Origin of the sequence: Rhodococcus sp. 15-2388-1-1a (genome assembly GCF_002259145.1) — a bacterium.
Classification (GTDB): Bacteria; Actinomycetota; Actinomycetes; order Mycobacteriales; family Mycobacteriaceae; genus Rhodococcoides.
The window spans coordinates 140,554-160,087 of sequence record NZ_NPFP01000008.1 but is presented as its reverse complement, the minus strand read 5'-3'; the positions used below and the strand labels follow the sequence as shown (position 1 = coordinate 160,087).

Sequence of the window (19,534 nt, the reverse complement as noted above, 5' to 3'; positions counted from 1 at the left end):
AAGCTCAGTTCTCCCGCGCCGCCTCGGCCTGTCCGAGAGCCTTCTTGCGGGCGATATCCTCCAGCGCAGCAATGTACTTCGCGCGTTCGGCGGCACCTGCCTCCCAGGCGACCTTGCGATTGCGGACGACCTTGGCCGGGGCACCGACCGCGATGCTGTAATCCGGGATCTCACCCTTGACCACCGCGTGGGCCCCGAGCACGCAGCCCCGGCCGATCCGGGTCTCGCGCAGAATCGTCACCTTGGCCGCGATCCACGTGTCCGGACCGATTCTCACGGGCCCCTTCACGATCCCCTGATCCTTGATCGGCATGTTGACATCGTCCATCCGATGATCGAAATCGCAGATGTAGCACCAGTCGGCCACCAGCGTCGACGCGCCGATCTCGATGTCGAGGTAGGTGTTGACGACGTTGTCCTTGCCGAACACCACCTTGTCGCCGATCCGCAGCGAACCCTCGTGACAGCGAATGGCATTGCCGTCGCCGATGTGTACCCAGCGACCGATCTCGAGGCGCGAGAGCTCGGGAGTGGAATGAATCTCGACGTTCTTGCCGAGAAACACCATGCCCTTGAGGATCACGTGCGGATTGGCCAGCTTGAACTTCGCGAGACGGTAGTAGCGCACCAGGTACCACGGTGTGTACGCCTTGTTGGCGAGCACCCAGTCGAGGGACGCACGCGTGAGGAATCGCGCCTGTTCGGTGTCGCGTCGTCTCGACCCGCGCCAGCGTGTCCGCAGCGGCGCGTTCCACATACTCGTCATGGACGTTCACCCTAGTTTCTCGTTCGCCCGCTCTCTGCCGCCACCCTCGCGCGGGCTAGGGTTGCCTGTCGACTGTTGCTCGTCGGCAGAACGAACAGACGCCCCGGCACCACGTCGGGCACGGACTCGAGTCATGGGGAGCGATCGATGCGCGGCGTCAGGGCCAAGGGCAGGACCGGCAGAAAGGTCACGGCGGTCGCAGCAGCGCTCGCGCTGGTGACCGTGAGCGGCTGCGGCACCGATACGTCGGCCATAGAACCACTCTCTCCCGATTCGTGGCCTGCAGCGCACGGGAACTCGCACAACAGCGGTGCCACCGCAGTGTCGGTGTCGACTCCACTGTCCCTGGACTGGACGCGCCCCACCGGCGGCACGGTGACCTCTCCGGTGTCCATCGGGTCGACCGGTCAGATGTTCGTCACTGCCGCCACCGAATCCGGCTGCAACCTCTTCTCCTTCGAGATCGACTCCGCACGCAAGCGCTGGTGCAATCGCGTCGGGCCGTCCGTCGTCACTGCCACGCCGACCGTCGATTCGGCCATCAACGTCTACATCGGCGACGACGGCGGCATGAACTCGTACAACGACCACGGGCAACTACGTTGGCGCACACCGGTGTACGGAGTGCCCAAGTCCGCCCAGTTCCTCGGGGACGGCAGCGTGCTCTCGGTCACCCAGATGGGGCAGGTCAGCGTTCTGGATTCGCAGAACGGGCAACTTCGAGTACCGATCCTGGATCTGATTCCGACGCCGAATTTCCTGACCGACCCGAATTCCGATTTCCTGCCGGTCGACACCGGGCTCGCCCAGTGCAGCTCGGGTGGATCCGAATGCCCCGTTCCCGCAGCGCCCGCGGTCGACAGTGCGACCGGAACGATCTACTTGACGCTGTGGCGTCCCGGTTCGATTGCGCCACAGCTCGTTTCCCTGCAGTACAACCGAGACGGCTCTCCCGGTCTCGTCGAACGTTGGTCCTCGGACCTGCTGCCCGCCGGAGTCGCATCGAGTCCGGTGCTGTCCGAGGACGGGTCGACGGTCTACCTGGCCGATGTCGACGGCAGGCTGACCGCGTTCGACACCGCCGACGGGCGACAGAAGTGGACCGAGGGCACCGGGCTCGGCATCGGTGCGAGTCCCTCGATCGCCTCGGACGGCACGATCGTGCCCTCGGGCGGCGACGGCACCCTCGTCGGCGTCCGAGACAACGGAGATTCCGCCGAGCGAGTCTGGGTTCGCGACGACATCGAACAGGCAGGCAGCGCAGCCCAATCCGCAGACGGACGCGGGCACACCGTCGTTCGTGAAAACGACGGACTGGCACTGCTCACTTTCGACGCAGCCACCGGTGAGACGGTGGATGTGCAGTCCGTTCCCGACGTCGTCGGCACCACCGTCGGCACCTCCCTCGGCCCGGACGGCCAGGTCGTCACCGCAAGCTACCTCGGCGAAATCTTCACCTACACAGGCTGACCGATAGCGCCCGGAGCGCAGACGAACGCCACCGCAGACCGTTCGACTCGGGCGATCACCACCGACAACGCCACGGATCCGCGCAGTTTGAGCCTGGGCCGCAGTATTGCCGGATCCACGTCGACCCCGCGGACGAGAATCTCCACCGAGCCGCAGTCCATCCGATTCAGTTGTTGCCGAAGCACTTTCTCCGAGAACTTGGACTGCTCCAGAATCCGAAAGCCGCGCACCCCGTCCGGGACGGTGTCGCCGGTCAGATACGCGATTCTCGGATCGAGTTGCCACAGACCGAATCTGGCACCGTAGTGCCGAACCAAACCGGCCCTGACCACCGCGCCGTCCGGATCGACGAGGTAGCTGCCAGGGGGCCGAACCGGAATGTCTTCGGATTCTGCATCGGTGAATTCCAGAACACTGCCGTCGGACCGAAGAACAGCTGCCCGCCGCCGAACACCGTTCTCGCTCAACCCTTCCGACCAGAGGCAGGCTTCTCGCACTCCCCCGTCGAGCGAGACCACCTCGATCTCGCCTGCCCAGTCGACCGCGTCGAAATTCAGGCCGGGCGCACACTTGACGACCAGGTCTCGGCCCCGATAGGCGTCGAACAGGTCCGGTAGCGGTGGTTGCAGCGCCGCCGGGTCGTGGCGTCGCCGCCCACCTGCTCGGCGGCCGGGATCGGCCACGACGACGGTGTCGCGCGTCGTCGGTGTCAGAGCGTCGGCGCGCAGCACGGTGGCGTCCGGGACGTTGTGTGCGGCCATCCGAAGCCGAATCGGGTCGAGATCGCTGCCCACCGCCAACTCCGTGGTGCCGACCAGCACGGACAGTTCACTGCCGATCGAACACGTGACATCGTGCACCCGTCGTCCGGCGAGTCGAGCGGCCCGCCTGCGCGCGACGAGCGTCGGCGTGGCCTGCTGTACCGCCTCGTCGGTGACCCACCATCGGTCGGAGTCGAACAACTTCACTCGGGCCTTGCGGCGGACTGTCACGGTTTCGATCAGTGCACTCGCGTGGTCGGGGAATCGAGTGCGCACCGAGGCCGTGTCGCGCACCGATGTTCGAGCGCTGAGCTCGAGGTCGTCGACCTCAGCAAGCGCTCCGGCACCGGCCTCGCTTCGTAGGAAGTCGAGGTCGGTGCCGGTGAATTCGTAGCCCACTAGCGGACTCGAGCGCAGAGTCTGCGGCGGTCCGAGCCGATCAAGCGCGAGGAGCGGGCTTGGTGCCGGTGATCATCACGTTGTAGAACAGTCCGCGCGGTACCACGTGCTGCAGCACGTTCTCGTCGACCCAGCTCAGTGTCTTCCATCCACCGAAGGCGAACTTCGCCCAGTTCCACCCCAGCTTGCCCGCGGGTACAGCGGCCTCGAAGGTACGCACCGGCCAGCCGAGCAGAGCGGCGGCGAACTCCTCGGTGTTCGCCTGGACGGACTCGGCACCGGCCGAAAGCGCGATGTTCTCGAGATCGGTCGGATCGAACGTGTGCAGGTCGACAACGGCCTCCAGCGCCGCTGCTCGCGAGGATTCGTCGAGCTCTTCTTGTGGCTTGCGCCAGCTCGCCAGGAACGGGAGCTTGGTGGCGCGGGTGGTCGCTTCCCAGGTGATGCGTCCGAGCCAGCGTGCGTAGAAGTTGCCCACCGTGGTGGGTTCGCCCGCGAACACGAAGCGGCCGCCCGGTTTGAGCACCCGCAGCACCTCGCGCAGGGACTGTTCGACGTCCGGGATGTGGTGGAGGACGGCGTGCCCGACGACGAGATCGAACGTGTCGTCTTCGTAGGGAATGGTCTCCGCGTCGGCGACGCGGCCGTCGACGTCCAGGCCGAGGTGCTCGGCGTTGCGAAGAGCGACCTTGACCATGCCGGGCGAGAGGTCGGTGACCGAGCCCTTGTCTGCGATGCCGGCCTGCATCAGGTTCAGTAGGAAGAACCCGGTACCGCAGCCCAGTTCGAGCGCGCGGCCGTACGGCAGTGCGGACTGCGCCGACGCGTCACCGGAGACCGCCTGATCGAACCTGCCGCGCGCGTAGTCGATGCATCGCTCGTCGTAGGAGATCGACCACTTGTCGTCGTAGGTCTCGGCTTCCCAGTCGTGATAGAGCACCTGCGCCAGTTTGGTGTCCGTCCGGGCTGCCTCGACCTGCTCGGCAGTGGCATGCGGATTCGGGGCTGGATCGACCTGGCGGTCATCGATCTCGGACGAGGCCGAAGGCATCGCATTCGAGATCGATCGATCGACACCGTCGTGGGGGCTTGCAGTCATCAGGCGAGCCTACTATCCGGTAGCTGTGGAACAACTCTTCTCCGTGGGGCCGTTGCTTCACCGTCCGGTGAAGGTCGCCTTTCCCGGGCCGTCGGCCACGAAGGACTTCATGCCGATCGTGCGATCGTCGGTCGCGAACAAGGCCGCGAACTGCTGCGCCTCGATCCGCAGACCGGTGGTGAGATCGACGTCGAGCCCCTGGTCGATCGACGCCTTGGCCGCTGCGAGCGCTCGCGATGCACCCGTGGTGAACTGCATGGCCCAGGCGCGGGCGGCGTTGTAGACCTCGTCCGGTGCCACCACCTCGTCCACCAATCCGATACGCAACGCTTCCTCGGCACCGACGAAGCGGCCGGTGAAGACCATGTCCTTGGCACGGCTCGGGCCGATCAGCCGAGCCAGCCGCTGCGTTCCGCCGCCGCCGGGAATGACACCGAGCAGCACCTCGGGAACACCGAACTTCGCGTTGTCGCCCGCGATCCGGCGGTCCGCACCCAATGCGACCTCGAGCCCACCACCGAGTGCGTATCCGGTCACCGCCGCAACGACGGGCTTGGGAATGGTACTGAGCGAGCCGAGGGCGGACTGCAGATCTTCGGCGATCTCGGCCATCTCGGCCGCGGACAACGCCACCATCTCCTTGATGTCGGCACCGGCGGCGAAGACCTTCTCGCCGCCATAGACGACGACGGCCTTGACCTCGGAATTCACCGTGGCCTCGCGGGCCGCCGCTCGGATCTCCTCCTGCATCTGCCGATCGAGCGCATTCATCGGCGGACGATCCAGGCGAATGGTGCCGATACCGTCGGATACTTCGAGATTCACGAACTCAGCCATGGGCCGAAAGGCTACCGGGCCTAGGACCGACGATCCGACCAGGGATGTCGCGTTCCGGCGTAGTACGCATCGTCGCCCTCGAAGACCACCCGGACCGTACCGTCGTCGCGGGTGAGAATCGGAAGCACCGGGGCGATCTCGCGGTCGTGCTCGACGACCTGCGCGACGGTGTCGAACCGAGACAGTGCGTCCAGCTGGCTCCAGGTCGGCGGAAGGAGAATTGTGTTTCCCGACCGCCAGTCCTCCAATGCGTCACCGGTCGAGCGCCAACTCACCGACGCTGCTTCGCTGGTCTCGCCGTCCGCACTCTGCCCCTCGGGCAGCACCGCGACGAAGAACCGGGTGTCGTACCGTCGCGCTTCGCCGACCGGGGTGATCCAGTGAGACCACGGCCGGAGCAGATCCGATCGCAGCACGAGGTCGTGGGCGGTGAGAAACTCGGCGAACGACACTTCGCGGCGCTCGAGCCGACCCCGCTCCGCCGCGAACGGGGCGGTATCGGCAACGATCGAATCCGGCGTCGAGCCGGCCAACAGCACGCCGCACTCCTCGAACGTTTCGCGCGCCGCAGCACACACAAGGGCCTGAGCCTTGCCCTCGTCCGTTCCGAAGCGCTCGGCCCACCACGACGGCGGCGGCCCTGCCCAGCGGACGTCCGCTGCCGCGTCCGAGGGGTCGACGCCGCCACCGGGAAACACCGTCATGCCACCCGCGAATGCCATACCACCGACTCGCTCGAGCAGGAAAACCTCGATGTCGGGTCGTGACAGACCGTCACGAATCAAGATGACCGTCGAGGCGTCCCGCGCCTGCGCGTGATCGGCAGCATTGTTCGAGCTCATGCAGGGCAACGTACCGCTGCGCTTCGCAGCGGAATCGCTCGGTCCGCTCTACCGGCGGTGCGCTCCCGCAGCGCGGGTCCGCCGCGCGAAGAACCGACCGTCGACGCGATCGAGTGCGATCGACTGGCTGAACGCCTCGGTCAGGTTCTCTGCGGTGATGACGTCGTCCATGAGTCCCTGTGCCACCACGCCGCCTTCCTTGAGCAACAACGCGTGACTGAAGCCCGGCGGGATCTCTTCCACGTGGTGGGTGATCAGCACGGTCGCGGGGGCGTCGGGATCGGCCGCGAGGTCGGTCAGGCGTGCCACCAGCTCCTCGCGTCCACCGAGGTCGAGGCCGGCCGCCGGCTCGTCCAGCAGGAGAAGTTCGGGGTCGGTCATCAGGGCGCGGGCGATGAGAACACGCTTTCGTTCGCCTTCGGACAGCGTGCCGTAGGTGCGGGTGGCGAGATGTTCTGCACCGAGGCTCTCGAGCATCTCGACTGCACGCTCGGTGTCGACCGCGTCGTATTTCTCTCGCCAACGCCCCAGTACCGAGTAGCCGGCGGACACCACCAGATCGGACACGAGTTCGTCGGCGGGAATGCGCTGCGCAAGCGAGGAGGACGACAGGCCGATCCGCGGTCGGAGTTCGGAGACGTCGGTTTTGCCCATGATTTCGCCGAGAACGTGGGCGACACCGGACGTGGGATGGATCTCGGCCGCAGCGATACGAAGCAGGGACGTCTTCCCGGCGCCGTTCGGGCCGAGCACGACCCACCGTTCGTCCAGTTCCACCTTCCAGGTGACGGGTCCCACCAGGGTCGCACCGCCACGGCGGACGACTACGTCGGTGAAATCTACGAGCAGGTCGGGATCCGGTTCAGACACGACGCCTATCTTCCCGCACATCGACCGTGCATTCACGGCAGGATGTGCACGCGTGTCGCCCAATGACGATCTGCCTCGTAGCTCCCGCCGGACCGCCGGCGGCGAGTCCGCCTCGAATCCCCCCGGGTCTCCGTTCCCACTGGGTGCCACTGCACTGTCGACTGGCACTCAATTTGCAGTCCATGCACCCGAGGCCGATGGAGTCGAGGTATGTCTGATCGATCCGGACGGCGGTGAACGTCGGGTGGAGCTGACCACCCGCACCTTCGGGGTTCGACATGCCTTCGTCCCGGGAGTGCGCCCCGGTGATCGATACGGCTTCCGCGCCCACGGAAAATGGGATCCGCACTCCGGCCGTAGGTTCAACGGCGCGAAGATTCTGCTCGATCCCGCCGCGCGCCAGGTGACGGGCGCATTCGGAGACCCGTCGGCACTGCTCGCCTACGAGGACGACCCGTTCGGTGCGCCCAGTTCTCGGGACTCGCTCGGACACCTCCCGCTCGGCGTCGTCCGCGCAGCTGCCGATCGAGTCGGCCGTCCCGCGCGCCCCGACGTGCCCTGGGACCGAACGGTACTCTACGAGCTGCACGTGGGGTCGTTCACGGCCCGCAATCCTGCTGTGCCCCAGCATCTTCGCGGGACATACCTGGGTCTCGCCGAGCCTGCGGTGCTCGAGCATCTCGGGCGCATCGGCATCACGTCGATCGAATTGTTGCCCGTACACACCACATTCACCGAACCCGGGGTTCGCGCCCGGGGTATGCGAAACCACTGGGGGTACTCGACGGGTGCGTACTTCGCACCCGACCCGCGTTTCGCCGCTGTTCCCGGTGACGAGGTGGACGAATTTCGCACCATGGTCGACGCGCTGCACGCTGCCGGGATCGAGGTGATCCTCGACGTCGTCTACAACCACACGTGCGAATCCGCGGTCGACGGCCCCTCGATCAGCTGGCGTGGGCTCGATGCACCCGGCTACTACCTGCTGGACGGACGCGGATCGGACGTCGATCTGACCGGCTGTGGCAACACTCTCGATTCCGCATCACCCGCGGTCGTGCGGATGGTGTGCGACAGCCTTCGGTACTGGGTCGAGGACATGGGTGTGGACGGGTTCCGATTCGACCTCGCCAGCACTCTCGGCCGGCCCGGTGGTTGGCGATTCGATTCTCGCGCACCGTTGTTGACCGCCATAGCCACGGACCCGGTCCTGACCAGGGTCAAATTGATCGCCGAGCCGTGGGACGCCACCGGTGCCGGCTATCAGGTGGGCAACTTCGGAGTGGCGTGGTCGGAATGGAACGATCGCTACCGCGACACGGTGCGACGCTTCTGGGCGGGCCAGCACGGGGTTCGCGAATTGGCCTCGCGGCTGGCCGGTTCGGAAGACCTCTTCGCGGGCGGCGGGCGCCTGCCGTGGGCGTCGATCAACTTCGTCACCGCGCACGACGGGTTCACCGCCCGAGATCTGGTGTCGTACGAACGAAAGCACAACGAGGCCAACGGCGAAGAGAACAGGGACGGTACCGACAACAATTCGTCGGTCAACCACGGCGTCGAGGGTCCGAGCGACGATCCATCCGTCGTCGAGGCTCGGGGACGCCATGTTCGGGCGCTACTGGCGACCCTGACGCTCTCCACCGGTACACCGATGCTGCTCGCCGGCGACGAACTGGGACACAGCCAGGGAGGCAACAACAACGCGTACTGCATCGCCGAGGACGCACCGGCGGCGGACGCCTGGGCCATCGACTGGGACAGTGCCGATCAGAACATGATTCGCTTCGTGGGCCGACTGCTCCGCGTCCGCGCGAGCGCTCCGACCCTGCGTCAGCAGGAGTTCTTCACCGGCCGCGCGACACCGACCGGCCGACCCGATCTGGTGTGGTTCGATTCCGCCGGAGTCGAATTCGACACGGACCGATGGAACGACGACTCGGTGCGCACCATTCAGGCCTGGGTGGACGGTTCCGACGTGCGCTCCTATGCCTCCGACGGCGGGCAGGTCGACGACGCCAGCTCGCTCCTCGTCCTCCATTCCGGCGGTCCCGCCGACATCACTCTGGCGTGCCCGAGTTGGTCGTCGTCGCGGTTCGTTCCGGTCCTCGATTCCTCGTGTGTGGACGGGGTGCCCTCGGATACCACTGCGCTGGAAGCGGGTTCGACGATATCGGTGACCGGATCGACGGTCCTGGTACTGCGCAGCGCAGGCAGGTGAGTCATGAACACTTGCACGAGCGGACCGACTCCGAGCGCATAGAGAACCGTCCCGACACCGAGCGTCCCACCGAGCAACCAACCGGTGAGCACCACGGTCAACTCGATTCCGGTGCGGGTGAGCCGAATCGACCATCCGGTCCTGGCCACCAGACCGGTCATCAGTCCGTCTCGCGGCCCCGGACCCATCCCGGCACCGATGTACAGCGCGGTTGCGAACGCGTTGACCACGATGCCGGACACCATGGCCAGAGTCCTGATCGGAAGCCCGTCGAGATGCGGCAACACCGCCGACGTCGCATCCACCGCAACGGCGATCACCACCACGTTGCTCACGGTGCCCAGGCCAGGACGTTGCCGCAGCGGGATCCACATCAGCAGTACGGCCACGCCGGTGATCGCGGTGATGGTTCCGAAGCTGAGCGAGAGGTGACTCTCGAGACCCTGGTGAAAGACATCCCAGGGGTTGACGCCCAGTCCGCCGGCGATCATCAACGACATCGACGCCCCGTACAGCCACAGCCCCACGTAGAGGGCGGCCAACCGAGAAGGTAGCCGGCGACCGGCGACAACACGACGTGGTGAGATGAACATGCTTCCAGTCTCGGGGCTACTGGATATGTTCGGCATAGCCACTTGTGCGACAGTGGACCCCAGATCTAGGGAACGGCAATCACGGTCGTCGAACCGGGTGCCACTTCGGTGAAGCCCGCATCCCGCACCGCGACGGCACGTCCAGCGCGAACCTGGTCCAACGCACGCGTCCACTGTTCCGGGCTCGCAGACCGAACCGAACATTCGAAGCCCGACGCAGCCCACTCGCGGCATTGCGCTGTGCTCATCGCACCCGCCAGCAGCATCGACGCGTGACCCACCTGCGCGGCTAACTTGCCCACCGTCATGGACAGCGAGGCGTCGATCCACAGCACCGGGCCTGCCGAGACCGAAGGTTCGTCTTCGGCCGACACGTCGGTCCCACCGATCTGAAGCCGCTTGATCCGCGGATCCAGATCTCCGACCCGACCGGGCACGAAAGCGCGTGCCGACGCTCCCCCGACGTCGACCGTCACACCCGGAACTTCCTGCGCCGCACGCCACTGGGCACCGCGCGCACGTCGGGCAACCTTTCGGATGCGAGCCGACGTCCACTCGGTGAAGGCCTCGTTCCACGACGCGCCCACGCCCACTCGTGGGTCCAGGCACAGCGCAACGGTGGCTCTGGCAGCTGCCTCGAGCAACTCGCTACGCAGGGGCGGATCGATTTTGGGGATGTGCAGCACCAACGGCATGGCCAGAACCTGGGACGGATCTGCCGGGTCCTCCGCTCCGCCGTACCCACGAGCGAGCTCGGCGTGGCGCGAGACGAACGTGTTGTCCGGCGAGAACTCCTCGGCCACAGTCACAGCCGCCACGTCATCCGGTGCATCGCCGGTCATGTCAACGCCGGTCATGTCGTCGCCGTTCATGTCATCGCCGATCATGGGATCGGGACGCGGCGGACTCCCCCGTCGACTGCGTCCGCAGCTTCGATCTCGTTGCGGGTGACGCCGAGGATGAACAGAACCGCGTCCAGATACGGATGCGAGATAGCCGTGTCGGCGATCTCTCGCAACGCAGGCTTGGCGTTGAAGGCGACCCCCAGGCCCGCGGCCGTCAGCATGTCGATGTCGTTCGCTCCGTCGCCGACGGCGACGGTCTGCTCCATCGGCACTCCCGACTGTGCCGCGAACTCGCGCAGTGCCGTCGCTTTCGCAGCACGATCGACCACTTCTCCGATCACCCGGCCGGTGAGCTTGCCGTCGACGATCTCGAGGGTGTTCGCCTTGACGTAGTCGAGTTCGAGTTCGTGCGCGAGTCCCTCGATGACCTGCCGGAATCCTCCGGATACGACGCCGCAGGCGAATCCGAGACGACGGAGGGTACGGATGGTGGTCCTGGCGCCCGCCGTCAGTTCCAGGCTCTCGCCCACTTCGTCGATGACGGATTCGTCGAGCCCCGCCAACACGGCAACGCGCTGTTCGAGCGACTCCGCGAAGTCGATCTCACCGCGCATGGCAGCTTCGGTGACCGCACGAACTTCGTCCTCTCGCCCGGCGCGGGCAGCCAACATTTCGATGACCTCACCCTGGACGAGCGTCGAGTCGACGTCGAACACGATCAGCCGCTTGGATCGCCGTGCGATTCCGCCGCGCTGCACGGCGATGTCGACGCCGATTCCGGCTGCGATGGCCGCGAGGCCGGTGCGCAGTTGCAGGTCGGCATCCGGCGAGGTGTCGGACGCGGTCACCTGAAGTTCGAGGCCCGTGACCGGATAGTCGGCGATTCCGCGAATGGCATCGATGTTCGCGCCCTGTCGGGCGAGTTCACGGGAGATGGTGCTGAAGGCACGAGCGGTCACCGGTCGGCCCAGAACGACGACGACGTGGGTGGCCAGGATCTGACCGCCGCCCCGCGCGGTGTCGATCTCGACATCGACGTGCACACCGACCGTCGCCATCGCGTCCTCCAACTCTTCCTGGAGAGCTTCGGGGTCGCGGGGGCAGGACAGGAGAACGCCCAGAGTCAACCTGCCGCGAATGACCACCTGTTCGACGTCGAGGAGGCTGACGTTGTGCCGTGACAGTGCTGCGAACAGCACCGATGTGACGCCCGGCTTGTCGGGTCCTGTCACCGTCACCAGCACTGCGGTGTCGCTCGAAGTCACCGGATCTCCCTTTCGCGCACGGCCAGCGGCCGGATAGGTCTTCGTGTCACCTGTCGTGGACGAGCGAGCCCGAACACGCCACGAGATTGTCGCAAGCGAAGAGCCCCACCCGGTAGCCGGGAGGGGCTCTCGCTCTGCTGTGGACTACTTGGGATCCGGGTCTCCGGACCCTTCGTGATCGCTGGTGGCGATCGGAGCCCGGCGGGCCTGTTCGAGGACTGCGGTGGTCTTACCACCGTGTGCTCCCGGCCCGACGTGCGCTTCCGCGCGCATCCGTTCGACCATGTGCGGGTAGTGCAACTCGAACGCCGGACGCTCGGAACGGATCCGAGGCAGTTCGGTGAAGTTGTGTCGCGGCGGCGGGCAGGAAGTAGCCCACTCCAGCGAGTTGCCGTAGCCCCACGGATCGTCGACGGTGACGACCTCGCCGTATCGGTAGGACTTGAACACGTTCCACACGAACGGCAGCGTCGAGGCACCGAGGATGAAGGCACCGATCGTGGAGATGACGTTCAGCTCGGTGAATCCGTCCGAGGGAAGGTAGTCGGCGTAGCGACGCGGCATGCCCTCGTTTCCGAGCCAGTGCTGCACCAGGAACGTGGCGTGGAATCCGAAGAACGTCAGCCAGAAGTGCCACTTGCCCAGTGCCTCGTCCATCATCCGGCCCGTCATCTTCGGGAACCAGAAGTAGATGCCGGCGTACGTCGCGAACACCACGGTGCCGAACACCACGTAGTGGAAGTGGGCGACCACGAAGTACGTGTCGGTGACCTGGAAGTCGATGGGCGGCGACGCCAGCAGAACACCGGTCAGGCCGCCGAAGACGAAGGTGATCAGGAAGCCGAGCGAGAACAGCATCGGCGTTTCCAATGTCACCTGGCCTCGCCACATCGTGCCGACCCAGTTGAAGATCTTCACGCCCGTGGGCACCGCGATCAAGAACGTCATGAAGGAGAAGAACGGCAGCAACACAGCGCCCGTGGCGTACATGTGGTGCGCCCACACCGCGATGGAGAGGGCTGCGATCGCGATCGTTGCGTAGATCAGACCGGAGTAACCGAAGATCGGCTTACGCGAGAAGACGGGGAACACCTCGGAGACGATTCCGAAGAACGGCAGCGCGATGATGTAGACCTCGGGGTGACCGAAGAACCAGAACAGGTGCTGCCACAGCAACACGCCACCGGTTGCCGGATCGAACAGGTGCGCACCCAGGTGACGATCGGCCGCCAGGCCGAGCAGGGCCGCCGTCAGCAGCGGGAAAGCCAGCAGAATCAGGATCGACGTCACCAGGATGTTCCAGGTGAAGATCGGCATGCGGAACATCGTCATACCGGGGGCGCGCAAGCAGATCACGGTGGTGATCATGTTCACGCCGCCGAGGATGGTGCCGAGACCGGCGATGGCCAGACCCATGATCCACAGGTCTGCACCCACACCCGGCGAATGCAGAGCCGAGGTGAGTGGGGTGTACGCGGTCCAACCGAAGTCTGCTGCGCCGCCGGGAGTGATGAACCCGGCCGTGGTGATCAAGGCACCGAACAGGTACAGCCAGTACGAGAACGCGTTCAACCGCGGGAACGCGACGTCGGGAGCGCCGATCTGCAGCGGAAGAATGTAGTTCGCGAATCCGAACACGATCGGCGTCGCGTACAGCAGCAGCATGATGGTGCCGTGCATGGTGAACAGCTGGTTGTACTGCTCGTTGGACAGGAACTGCATTCCCGGAATGGCCAACTCGGCGCGCATCAGCAGCGCCATGAGTCCACCGACGAGGAAGAACGCGAACGATGTCGCGATGTACATGATTCCCAACACCTTGGGATCGGTGGTCGTCACCGCTTTGTGCAGAAACGACCCCTTCGGTCCCGTCCTCGGCGGGAACGGCCGAGCAGCATCCACCGCGGGAGCGGGCCTAGGCGCTAGGGCAGTCACAGATCCTCCTGATTGCGCGTCGGACCTCGAACCACGAGGCGACGTCATCTAGTCGTGCGCTCCTCGAATCGTAGACCGTCGGACCGGCACTTGCCGAACCGGTCCTACCGTGTGTCGTATTGGGCCGAATCGAGAAGGCCCGGATCGCGCGATCTGCCTGCGCTGTCGGCATTTCCGACGCAGCGGGGAACGCCGCGATCGTCGCCGATTCCGCACGCTCGACGGCGTCCGTTCGGGTGTTCTGCGAGGGCGGCCTTCCGATACTGTGTGAGACCACCCGACCCGTCGAAGGAAGTCCCGCGTTGCCACTCCACCCGCGAGTCCCCCGTTCGTGTGCGCCGCGCAGGATCGGTGCCGTCGCCGCCGTATGCCTCGCCGCAACCATGGCGTTGGCCGGCTGCTCCGACTCCGAGACGCAGGACGACGCGTCCACCATCATCCGCACGACCACGAACATCGCCGGCGCCGGAGTGGTCGGAAACAACCGGGACACCGTGGGCCTGTGCCCAGCACTGGCACCACTCGACCCGACCGGCATCGAGGGTGACACCCGACCCGTGGGCCATGCCGAGGGCATCAGCGCCATTCCGGCCGACCCCCAGCGCATCGTCGTACTCGATGCCGCAGGACTGGACGCGAGCTGCGCGGTCGGAATCTGGGAGCGTGTCGTCGGGGCGGCCACGATCGACCCCGATTTCCGCGGTGACGGCGATCAACCGCTGTACCTGGGCACCGGATTGGCGTCCGTCCCGTCCGTCGGCCCGGTGGGTGCACCGGACATCGATGCCATCGCCGCCCTCGACCCCGACCTGATCCTGGGTGCCGATTCTCTCGGATCCGATACCTACGACAGGCTCACGGCGATAGCCCCGACCGTCTTCACCGCAACCGGGCAGGGTTGGAAGGACACCTTCCTGCAGTCCGCGGCGGCGCTCGGTCGTGGCCAAGCGGGATTCGAGGCACTCGCGTCGTTCTCCGCGGATGCCGAACGAGTTGGTCGCGAGATCGACGCCACCCAGACCCAGGCGTCCGTCGTCCGATTCGCTGCGGACTCCATCGAGGTGGACGGACCGAACTCGTTCGCGGGCCAGATACTCGACGAGGTGGGAGTCGGTCGGCCCCAGAGCCAGCGCGACGCGACGTTCTCGGTCGAGTCGGACAACCTCTCGCCGGTCGAGGGAGACATCGTCTACGTGCGATTCGCGGGCCCCGACGGCGAGACGTTCGGGCGCGAGGTGATGGACGGTGACGCGTGGCACGCTCTCGGTTCGGTCACCGACGGTCGGGTGTTCGCCGTGAACGACACGGTGTGGTCGGGCAGCGGCGTCGTCGCCGCACGGGCCGTTCTGGACGATCTGTCCGCTTCCCTGAACGCCTACGTCTCCTGACGCGATGCCGATTCCCGAATTCGTCCGCGCCCTGCGCAGCGTCGTCGGTACGTCGCCGCTGTGGCTGTCCGGTGTCAGCGCTGTCGTTCTCGACGACGACCGGCGCGTGCTGCTGACCCTGCGAGCGGACAACAACACCTGGGCCGTGGTCTCCGGAATCCTCGAACCGGGCGAGGAACCCGCCCCGGCCGCCCTGCGCGAGATCGGCGAGGAAACCGGGGTCGACGCCTCGATCGTGCGCCTGACGAGTGTCGACGTGACGGAGCCGATCACGTACCCCAACGGCGACGTCGCGCAGTATCTCGACATCACGTTCCTCGCTCGGTACACCGGAGGCACGCCTCATGTTGCCGATGACGAGAATCTCGACGTCGCCTGGTTCGCACTGGACGCGCTCCCGGAAAACCTCACGGCCACTTCGCGATTGCGCATAGAGAAGGCCATCGCCGGCGAGCCGTCGGCGTGGTTCCGGCGCTGACTCCCCCACCCCACCGAGGACACCGTTCCACCGAACCGTCCCCTCTCGATTCATAATGTGATATCACTTTACTATCAACATCGAGAGGGAGGTTCTCATGTCCGCACCTGCAACCGTCGCCGAGAAGCCGACGGGTACCCCGACCACCACCATCGCCGAGCGCCCGGGATGGGATCTGCCCGGCTGGTCGATGCTCGGCATCGGCCTCACGCTGTTCCTCGGCGGAATCGCCGCGTTCGCGCTCGGGCTCGTGTTCACCGTCGTAGGACTCGTCGCAGCCGGGGTCGTTCTGTTCGTTCTCTCACTGCCGGCACTCATGGGCTTGACGCTGGTGCAACCGAATCAGGCTCGCGTTCTTCAGCTTCTCGGGAGTTCGTACAGCGGCACCCTGCGGACGCCGGGACTTCGCTGGACCAATCCGTTGACGTACCGCCGGGCCATCTCGACGCGAATCCGCAACCACGAGACCGGGCAATCGAAGGTCAACGACGCCGACGGCAATCCGATCGAGATCTCCGCCATCGTCGTCTGGCAGGTTGCCGATACTGCACTGGCATCGTTCCAGGTCGATGACTACGAGGAGTTCGTCGCCGTCCAGACCGAGTCTGCCGTCCGGCACATCGCCGGTAGCTACCCGTACGACGCCGAAGGGCGAATGTCGTTGCGGGAGAACGCCGACGAGATCACTGCCGCCATGTCGGAGGAGGTGCACGCACGTGTACGTTCGGCCGGGGTCGAGGTGATCGAAACCCGAATCAATCGTCTGGCCTATGCCCCGGAGATCGCCCAGGCAATGTTGCGGCGTCAGCAGGCCGGGGCGGTCATCGCCGCCCGTCAGCAGATCGTCGAAGGTGCCGTCGGAATGGTCGAGATGGCGCTCGGGAAGCTCGAGGAGAAGCACGTCGTCGAGCTCGACGAGGAGCGCAAGGCCACCATGGTGTCGAATCTGCTCGTGGTGCTGTGCAGCGACCGCGACACGCAACCTGTCGTCAACACCGGATCGCTGTACCAGTGAGTCATGGCCGTCGAACGTAAGAAGATCCTGCTGCGGTTGGACCCAGCGGTGCACGACGCCCTCGCCCGCTGGGCCTCCGACGAATTGCGGAGCACCAACGCTCAGATCGAGTTCCTGCTGCGCCGCGCGCTGAGCGAGAAGGGCCGAATGCCCAAGGACGCCGAGGACATTCGCCCGCCGGGACGCCCACCGAATTCGTGAGCGTCCCGGAACGGCGCGAGCGGTCTCAGAAGTCCCAGTCCTCGTCTTCGGTGTTGACGGCCTTGCCGATGACGTACGAGGAACCCGAACCGGAGAAGAAGTCGTGGTTCTCGTCGGCGTTGGGTGAGAGCGCCGACAGGATCGCCGGGTTGACGTCCGTCTCGTCCTTGGGGAACAGGCCCTCGTAGCCGAGATTGTTCAGTGCCTTGTTGGCGTTGTAGCGCAGGAACTTCTTGACGTCCTCGGTCAGGCCGATCTCGTCGTAGAGGTCCTGGGTGTACTCGACCTCGTTGTCGTACAACTCGAACAGCAACTCGAACGTGTAGTTCTTGAGCTCCTCACGCTGCGCCTCGCTGACCTTCTCGAGACCCTTCTGGTACTTGTAGCCGATGTAGTACCCGTGCACGGCCTCGTCGCGGATGATCAGACGGATCAGGTCAGCGGTGTTGGTGAGCTTGGCCCGTGAGGACCAGTACATCGGCAGGTAGAAGCCGGAGTAGAACAGGAACGACTCGAGCAGGGTCGACGCGACCTTGCGCTTGAGCGGATCGTCACCGTGGTAGAAGTTCAGGACGATCTCGGCTTTGCGCTGGAGGTTGACGTTCTCCTCGGACCAGCGGAACGCGTCGTCGATGTCGCGGGTGGAGCTGAGGGTGGAGAAGATGGAGCTGTAGCTCTTGGCGTGCACCGATTCCATGAACGCGATGTTGGTGTACACCGCTTCCTCGTGGGGAGTGATGGCGTCCGGGATGAGGCTGACAGCGCCGACTGTGCCCTGAATGGTGTCCAGCAGCGTCAGTCCGGTGAACACGCGCATCGTCAACTGCTTCTCGACAGCGGTCAGCGTCGCCCACGACGGGATGTCGTTGGACACCGGCACCTTCTCGGGCAGCCAGAAATTACTGGTGAGACGCTCCCAGACTTCGGAGTCCTTGTCGTCCTGGACCCGATTCCAGTTGATCGCGGAGACACGATCGATGAGCTTTACCATGAGTGCCTACCTACAGGTCGATGAGCGAGAAGTGGGGACGAAGCTACGTGAAAAGTCGCTGACAAGAACACTACCCGTTGTGTCCGACAGTTCAGGGAGGCACTACAAAGTGTGCCCGGAGTGTTGCCGCGGGGAACGACCGTGGTCTCACGTTTCGACGGTCACCACCCCACCGAGCACGGGACGGTTCCGGCCTCGATGGCAGCGACCAACTGCGCGTGATCACGCTCGTTCTGATCGGCGTAGGCATGCGCGAAGGCAACCATCGCCCGATCGACATTGTCTCCGCGGCCGACATAGTCGGCGATCGCCTCCGCGTCACCACTACGGGCGTGCGCTCGCGCGAGAACCTCACCGCACGCGGTGGCGAATTCGGTCAGGTACGGCCCGATGATCTCGCCGTCGGGAATGACCTTCATGTCGCGGAACTGCCGAACGTAGAAGTTCATGTCCCCCACAGCCGTCCATCCCACGAACATGTCGGTCGCGCTCTGCAGCATTCTCTGTCCGTTGACCACGCGGGCACCGTGATTGTCGTACCTGCTCGGTTCGAGAAACTGCTCGAACACCGACGGCCCTGCCTGCTTGATCTGCAGGAAGAACGGGTCGCACGTCCGCCGTTCTTCCAGCAGTGCCAGATACACCCGCATTCCCACGCTCCCGACGCCGACCACCTGTCGAACGACGTCGAGAACTCGGAACCTGGACAGCAGACTCCAGATGTGGTCGTCGACCGACTCGCTGTAACCGGCGATCACCGCCTGCACCAGCTCGATCTGGGAATCACCCACGTGCGTGCGAAAAGGTGCGTCCTCGCGAATTCTTCGACGCCCGTCCCTCGTCTCGGTGAACTTGCGGGACGCCCCACGGCTGGTCCGACGCTCGGCTTTCGTTTCGATGAGTTTCTCTGCGTGACGGGCGATGCCCGACGAGAAGTGACCGAGCAGACCTGCGACGTCGATGCGGTCGTACCAGATGTCGATCTCCGGCGTGTTCGCGTATGCCCTCATCTTTCTGCAATACGCCGCCGTCATTGCTGCGACCGCCCGATCGGAACGCTGCGCATCGACCCCGTTCTCTCGCCCGAGGACCACCAGTGACGTCGCCAGCCGTTTGAGGTCCCATTCGAACGGGCCGGGCAGGGTTTCGTCGAAGTCGCGGAGGTCGAAGTACAGGTTTCGTTCGGGAGTGGCCCACAATCCGAAGTTCAGCACGTGCGCATCTCCACACAACTGGACCTCGACGCCGGTGTGCGGAGTCGACGCGAGGTCGGCTGCCATCACGGCAGCGGCACCACGGAAGTAGGTCCACGGCGATGCGGACATTCGGGCGTATCGGATCGGCAGCAGCTCCGGCACCCGAATGACGTTCTGCGCCAGCACTGTTTCGAGCGCATCGTGACCACGCGAGGCCGGATCCCACAAGGCCAAGCGGCTGCGGGGTACGCGCCGGCGGGCGTGTCGACCACGCAAGAATTGCTCGGAAGGACGCGCGTCCTTCCGAGCAATCGTCACATCGGTGTCGGATTCGACCTCGCCGCCCACTTCGGTGTCCATGCCTG

17 protein-coding genes and 1 pseudogene are annotated in these 19,534 nt (G+C 65.4%); 6 read left to right on the top strand and 12 right to left on the bottom strand.

The annotated features are described in order from the left end of the window. Positions 1 to 4 precede the first annotated feature (4 nt). Positions 5 to 766, bottom strand: coding sequence for an acyltransferase (locus tag CH302_RS05245; RefSeq protein ID WP_037189779.1), 762 nt, complete (start codon positions 764 to 766; stop codon positions 5 to 7). A 147-nt stretch (positions 767 to 913) separates the two neighbouring features. On the opposite strand from CH302_RS05245, the gene CH302_RS05240 reads away from it, so the two are divergent. Then, positions 914 to 2,236 carry an outer membrane protein assembly factor BamB family protein gene (locus CH302_RS05240; protein ID WP_037189781.1) on the top strand — a complete coding sequence of 441 codons (1,323 nt, stop codon included), beginning with the start codon at positions 914 to 916 and terminating at the stop codon, positions 2,234 to 2,236. Here CH302_RS05240 and CH302_RS05235 read toward each other — a convergent pair. The 5 genes from CH302_RS05235 to CH302_RS05215 form a co-directional block, all read right to left on the bottom strand. After that, complete coding sequence (locus CH302_RS05235; RefSeq protein ID WP_037189784.1) at positions 2,224 to 3,396, bottom strand: THUMP-like domain-containing protein; 1,173 nt, start codon at positions 3,394 to 3,396, stop codon at positions 2,224 to 2,226. The genes CH302_RS05240 and CH302_RS05235 overlap by 13 nt on opposite strands. Positions 3,397 to 3,436: 40 nt before the next feature. Beyond that, positions 3,437 to 4,447 carry a methyltransferase domain-containing protein gene (locus tag CH302_RS05230; RefSeq protein ID WP_052047587.1) on the bottom strand — a complete coding sequence of 337 codons (1,011 nt, stop codon included), beginning with the start codon at positions 4,445 to 4,447 and terminating at the stop codon, positions 3,437 to 3,439. A gap of 105 nt (positions 4,448 to 4,552) precedes the next feature. After that, positions 4,553 to 5,332: an enoyl-CoA hydratase/isomerase family protein gene (locus CH302_RS05225; RefSeq protein ID WP_037189786.1), complete on the bottom strand. Its 780-nt coding sequence runs from the start codon at positions 5,330 to 5,332 to the stop codon at positions 4,553 to 4,555. Positions 5,333 to 5,352: 20 nt separating this feature from the next. Beyond that, positions 5,353 to 6,174 (bottom strand): NUDIX hydrolase, encoded by an 822-nt coding sequence (locus CH302_RS05220; protein WP_037189787.1) that lies wholly within the window; start codon positions 6,172 to 6,174, stop codon positions 5,353 to 5,355. A gap of 48 nt (positions 6,175 to 6,222) precedes the next feature. After that, positions 6,223 to 7,065: an ABC transporter ATP-binding protein gene (locus CH302_RS05215; protein WP_037190200.1), complete on the bottom strand. Its 843-nt coding sequence runs from the start codon at positions 7,063 to 7,065 to the stop codon at positions 6,223 to 6,225. A gap of 31 nt (positions 7,066 to 7,096) precedes the next feature. On the opposite strand from CH302_RS05215, the gene glgX reads away from it, so the two are divergent. Further along, positions 7,097 to 9,262 (top strand): glycogen debranching protein GlgX, encoded by a 2,166-nt coding sequence (glgX, locus tag CH302_RS05210; RefSeq protein ID WP_371828426.1) that lies wholly within the window; start codon positions 7,097 to 7,099, stop codon positions 9,260 to 9,262. An 11-nt stretch (positions 9,263 to 9,273) separates the two neighbouring features. Here the strand turns inward: glgX and yczE are convergent. The 4 genes and pseudogenes from yczE to ctaD all read right to left on the bottom strand — a co-directional run. Continuing rightward, positions 9,274 to 9,855, bottom strand: a pseudogene (yczE, locus tag CH302_RS30530) (membrane protein YczE); the annotation flags it as partial. A 65-nt stretch (positions 9,856 to 9,920) separates the two neighbouring features. Next, positions 9,921 to 10,712: an aminoacyl-tRNA hydrolase gene (locus CH302_RS05200; RefSeq protein ID WP_230596227.1), complete on the bottom strand. Its 792-nt coding sequence runs from the start codon at positions 10,710 to 10,712 to the stop codon at positions 9,921 to 9,923. A 26-nt stretch (positions 10,713 to 10,738) separates the two neighbouring features. Beyond that, complete coding sequence (serB, locus tag CH302_RS05195) at positions 10,739 to 11,965, bottom strand: phosphoserine phosphatase SerB (protein ID WP_037189788.1); 1,227 nt, start codon at positions 11,963 to 11,965, stop codon at positions 10,739 to 10,741. 144 nt (positions 11,966 to 12,109) lie between these two features. Continuing rightward, positions 12,110 to 13,900 carry an aa3-type cytochrome oxidase subunit I gene (gene ctaD, locus CH302_RS05190; RefSeq protein WP_037189791.1) on the bottom strand — a complete coding sequence of 597 codons (1,791 nt, stop codon included), beginning with the start codon at positions 13,898 to 13,900 and terminating at the stop codon, positions 12,110 to 12,112. Positions 13,901 to 14,283: 383 nt separating this feature from the next. Here ctaD and CH302_RS05185 point away from each other — a divergent pair, with 383 nt between their 5' ends. From CH302_RS05185 to CH302_RS05170, 4 genes are all read left to right on the top strand, one after another. Then, entirely contained in the window at positions 14,284 to 15,288 is a 1,005-nt protein-coding gene (locus CH302_RS05185; protein ID WP_052047589.1) for an iron-siderophore ABC transporter substrate-binding protein, read from the top strand. Between the two features lie 4 nt (positions 15,289 to 15,292). Next, a complete protein-coding gene (locus CH302_RS05180) occupies positions 15,293 to 15,766 on the top strand; it encodes an NUDIX hydrolase (RefSeq protein ID WP_037189792.1) in 474 nt (157 codons plus the stop codon). Between the two features lie 97 nt (positions 15,767 to 15,863). Beyond that, the gene (locus CH302_RS05175; protein WP_037189793.1) at positions 15,864 to 16,781 is read left to right on the top strand and encodes an SPFH domain-containing protein; all 918 of its coding nucleotides are present in this window, start codon (positions 15,864 to 15,866) and stop codon (positions 16,779 to 16,781) included. 3 nt (positions 16,782 to 16,784) lie between these two features. Next, on the top strand, positions 16,785 to 16,982 hold the full coding sequence (locus tag CH302_RS05170) for a hypothetical protein (protein WP_037189794.1): 198 nt from the start codon (positions 16,785 to 16,787) through the stop codon (positions 16,980 to 16,982). A 25-nt stretch (positions 16,983 to 17,007) separates the two neighbouring features. Here CH302_RS05170 and nrdF read toward each other — a convergent pair whose 3' ends face one another. Further along, positions 17,008 to 17,973 carry a class 1b ribonucleoside-diphosphate reductase subunit beta gene (gene nrdF / locus CH302_RS05165; protein WP_008717549.1) on the bottom strand — a complete coding sequence of 322 codons (966 nt, stop codon included), beginning with the start codon at positions 17,971 to 17,973 and terminating at the stop codon, positions 17,008 to 17,010. A gap of 161 nt (positions 17,974 to 18,134) precedes the next feature. Then, positions 18,135 to 19,529 (bottom strand): DUF2252 domain-containing protein, encoded by a 1,395-nt coding sequence (locus CH302_RS05160; protein ID WP_082323596.1) that lies wholly within the window; start codon positions 19,527 to 19,529, stop codon positions 18,135 to 18,137. Positions 19,530 to 19,534: the final 5 nt, after the last annotated feature.

What these genes read in the sequence shown, in the direction of transcription:
- CH302_RS05160 (WP_082323596.1), bottom strand. Translation starts at nt 19,529, where the DNA reads ATGGACACCGAAGTGGGCGGCGAGGTCGAATCCGACACCGATGTGACG.
- nrdF (WP_008717549.1), bottom strand. Translation starts at nt 17,973, where the DNA reads ATGGTAAAGCTCATCGATCGTGTCTCCGCGATCAACTGGAATCGGGTC.
- CH302_RS05215 (WP_037190200.1), bottom strand. Translation starts at nt 7,065, where the DNA reads ATGTGCGGGAAGATAGGCGTCGTGTCTGAACCGGATCCCGACCTGCTC.
- CH302_RS05170 (WP_037189794.1), top strand. Translation starts at nt 16,785, where the DNA reads ATGGCCGTCGAACGTAAGAAGATCCTGCTGCGGTTGGACCCAGCGGTG.
- CH302_RS05200 (WP_230596227.1), bottom strand. Translation starts at nt 10,712, where the DNA reads ATGACCGGCGTTGACATGACCGGCGATGCACCGGATGACGTGGCGGCT.
- CH302_RS05175 (WP_037189793.1), top strand. Translation starts at nt 15,864, where the DNA reads ATGTCCGCACCTGCAACCGTCGCCGAGAAGCCGACGGGTACCCCGACC.
- CH302_RS05240 (WP_037189781.1), top strand. Translation starts at nt 914, where the DNA reads ATGCGCGGCGTCAGGGCCAAGGGCAGGACCGGCAGAAAGGTCACGGCG.
- CH302_RS05185 (WP_052047589.1), top strand. Translation starts at nt 14,284, where the DNA reads ATGGCGTTGGCCGGCTGCTCCGACTCCGAGACGCAGGACGACGCGTCC.
- CH302_RS05245 (WP_037189779.1), bottom strand. Translation starts at nt 766, where the DNA reads ATGACGAGTATGTGGAACGCGCCGCTGCGGACACGCTGGCGCGGGTCG.
- CH302_RS05180 (WP_037189792.1), top strand. Translation starts at nt 15,293, where the DNA reads ATGCCGATTCCCGAATTCGTCCGCGCCCTGCGCAGCGTCGTCGGTACG.
- CH302_RS05230 (WP_052047587.1), bottom strand. Translation starts at nt 4,447, where the DNA reads ATGCCTTCGGCCTCGTCCGAGATCGATGACCGCCAGGTCGATCCAGCC.
- CH302_RS05220 (WP_037189787.1), bottom strand. Translation starts at nt 6,174, where the DNA reads ATGAGCTCGAACAATGCTGCCGATCACGCGCAGGCGCGGGACGCCTCG.
- CH302_RS05225 (WP_037189786.1), bottom strand. Translation starts at nt 5,332, where the DNA reads ATGGCTGAGTTCGTGAATCTCGAAGTATCCGACGGTATCGGCACCATT.